This window comes from Zhongshania sp., assembly GCF_041623545.1.
Lineage (GTDB): Bacteria > Pseudomonadota > Gammaproteobacteria > Pseudomonadales > Spongiibacteraceae > Spongiibacter.
On sequence record NZ_JBFJWS010000368.1, the window covers coordinates 1 to 2,884 of the forward strand.

Genomic DNA, 2,884 nt, shown 5'->3' on the forward strand with positions numbered 1-2,884 from the left:
GCACAATATTCCCGCCCGCATTAATATACATAGGGACATCGGCTAATAACTCGCGGTCACCCAACAAAACACTACCATGCGTCAAATCCATTGACCGCCTCCCTACTCGCCTTAATATTTATTTATGCGTAGTTTCCCGAATAGCATTCTTACCGCTAACCAAGTTAGTTATAGCACATAAACTGGCGAGCCCCACGAAAAACCCTAGATTAAACAGGGTTATTACCGCCGGCTATCAGAACGAAATAATCTTAGGCGCTATTTAATCCCGCAAACCTAGCAAAGCCGCCGCATTGCCACGCATCATTTGCCTAATCTCGGTGTCATTAAAGCCCTGCATCTCCTCGACCATTTCAACTGGCCACTGCAAGCCTTCTGGATGAGGGTAGTCAGAGCCATTTACAATGGTTTCAATGCCAGCCGTCTCGGCAATGCGAGAAAAATCATCCTCGTGAAAGGGCACAATCTTAAAATGGCGCTTAAATACCTCACTCGGCAATTCCGGTTTACCGTAGGCAAAGCGGGTTTTGTGATCCCCCAGCCGGTAGATCTTGTCGAGTGTTTTCAGTAAATGCGGCAACCACGCGGCGCCAAACTCAACTATTAAAAACTGCAATTTGGGGAAGCGGCCAAATAGATTCTGGAAAATAGTTGCCGCAATCTGATCCACCACCGTTCGCTCTCCCATGCCCACATAAGTATTGAAAGCGCTATAACGGTGGGATGGCGGATTTGCGGGTTCGCCCCAAGGCGCTGCATACAACTCAGTGAACGGGCCACTGCCAATATGGTAGGCAATTACCACTCCCGCCTCCTGCACCCGCGCCCAAAAGGGGTCAAAATAAGGGTCAGCAGGGGAGCGACCAGCAATAGGACCGGTATTCAGGTGAACTAAGCGGCAACCATCTTTAATGAGGCGCTCAAGCTCTACCAATGCGAGATCTAAATCTATTAAACTGATCATTGCTGTGGCAAAAACCCGCCCATCCCCGCCCCAGCCCCAGTCAGCGGCCACCCAGCGATTAAACGCACGAATACTGGGGTAAGCCACCTCGCGGTGCTCTGGCTTGCGAAGTTGATACTCAACGCCGCAGCCGAGCGTTGGAATCATCACACAGGCCTCCACGCCCTGTTCATCCATCCGCGCTAGGCGTGCCGTTTTATCAATAAACTCCGGACAATCTATAGCCCGTATGGCGTTGGCATTGACGGCTCCGCCGGTCTCAACATCGCCCTTAAAAAACGCCTTCATCGCCCCCGGCGGCCCAACAAAATCACCGACACCGACACTAAAAAAGCTCAATCGCTCAGCGCCCAGCATCATCGTGCCGAAACCATCTTCACGACGACGATCTACCCACACCGTCGATTCCCGATAACGCGCTTCAATAAACCGGCTAAAGCAATCATCCGGCTCGTAATAGTGGTTATCACAATCAATTAAGGCATACGGTAAGGGGTTCATGGCTCACTCCGGCAATCGCAGTTAATTACCTCACTTTACAAGCCGCTAGCACTAAACACATTAACATCAGACGCCACCTGGCACTGACATAAAAAATCACGCACGCGGCGACTCAGCTGCAGAGCGGCGAAATATCAGGCCGGAAAATAGCGACTGATGGTATCGACCACACAGGCTGGCCGTTCACTGCCTTCAATTTCAATGGTGACACGCACCACCGACTGCACTCCGCCCTTGACCTCTTCTACCGACACCAATTCACCGCAGCCTCGTAACTTGGAGCCTACTGGCACAGGGGCCGGAAAGCGAATACGCTCACAACCAACGTTAACGCCCATTGAAATTCCCTGCACGTCGATAATTTGCGGCAGAAATAAATTCACCAGCGACAAACTCAAATAGCCGTGGGCGATACATTTACCAAAGGGTCCCTCTTTAGCGCGCACCGGATCTACATGTATCCACTGGTGGTCACCGGTCGCCTCAGCAAACAAGTTTATGCGGTCCTGATCAATTTCCAACCAATCACTTTTACCTAAGCTCTGACCAACACAGGCGTGTAAGTCCTTGGGGTGTTTAAATACCTTTGTCATTGCTGCTCCACTACTGCTGATCGGCGATAACTCAGCCGACATTACTGTCAAGAATCCTACTTTAGCACTCCCACCGCAACGTCCCACATCGTCTAACAAGACGACACCTTAGTAAGTTTCTCAGCCGCACTTTTACCGCTATAACAGGTCTATCGATGCTATCTACAGAAACAACTACACTTAGCACGCTAAGCGCTGCGCGACGACAGAAGAATTGGGAGACTCAACGACGGTGATACAAGCGGATACCCTCACACAATTTTGGCACTGGCTAAGTAGTAACAGCACCAGCATCGCTGCACTTTTTGCCGCCACTTTTATGGCCTTGGGTATCGTGTCGGCGCTGGAGGCCATTCTCAAATCGCGAACTGCTCAGGGCGCAGTCGCGTGGGCCATTGTCTTGCTTGGCCTGCCATGGGTGTTTGTCCCCCTATACTGGATTTTTGGACGCCGTAAATTTCGCGGCTACGCCCTTGCAAAAAACAGCGACCACGGTGAAATCGACCAGATAGCGGCCCAATTAGCCGGCCAATTTGCTGCATTCGGCACGGCGTGCAGTGACGATCGGCGCTTTATTGCCCTTGAAAAACTAGCGACACTGCCCTTTAGTTGCGGCAATGAGGCTCGGCTCTTGATTAATGGCGACCACGCATTCGCCGAGATCCTAAGTCGAATTGCGGCGGCCAAGCACTATGTACTCCTAGAGTTCTATATCATTCGCGACGACGGAATTGGCGGTGAGTTAGCAGAACTTTTACTCGCCAAGGTCCGCGCCGGGGTCGCGGTTTACTGTATTTACGATGAAATCGGCAGCCTGCAATTACCC

General features: G+C 51.4%; 2 protein-coding genes and 1 pseudogene. 1 reads left to right on the forward strand and 2 read right to left on the reverse strand.

Annotated features, from left to right (window positions below):
- Window positions 1-262: 262 nt before the first annotated feature.
- Window positions 263-1,465, reverse strand: coding sequence for an amidohydrolase family protein (locus ABYT30_RS17950; protein ID WP_373097865.1), 1,203 nt, complete (start codon window positions 1,463-1,465; stop codon window positions 263-265).
- 134 nt (window positions 1,466-1,599) lie between these two features.
- Entirely contained in the window at window positions 1,600-2,058 is a 459-nt protein-coding gene (locus ABYT30_RS17955) for a MaoC family dehydratase (RefSeq protein WP_373083560.1), read from the reverse strand.
- Between the two features lie 232 nt (window positions 2,059-2,290).
- On the opposite strand from ABYT30_RS17955, the pseudogene ABYT30_RS17960 reads away from it, so the two are divergent.
- Window positions 2,291-2,884: pseudogene (locus ABYT30_RS17960) on the forward strand (cardiolipin synthase); the annotation flags it as partial.

Excerpts from the sequence above, each read along its gene's own strand:
- ABYT30_RS17950 (WP_373097865.1), bottom strand. The coding sequence starts at position 1,465 with ATGAACCCCTTACCGTATGCCTTAATTGATTGTGATAACCACTATTAC.
- ABYT30_RS17955 (WP_373083560.1), bottom strand. The coding sequence starts at position 2,058 with ATGACAAAGGTATTTAAACACCCCAAGGACTTACACGCCTGTGTTGGT.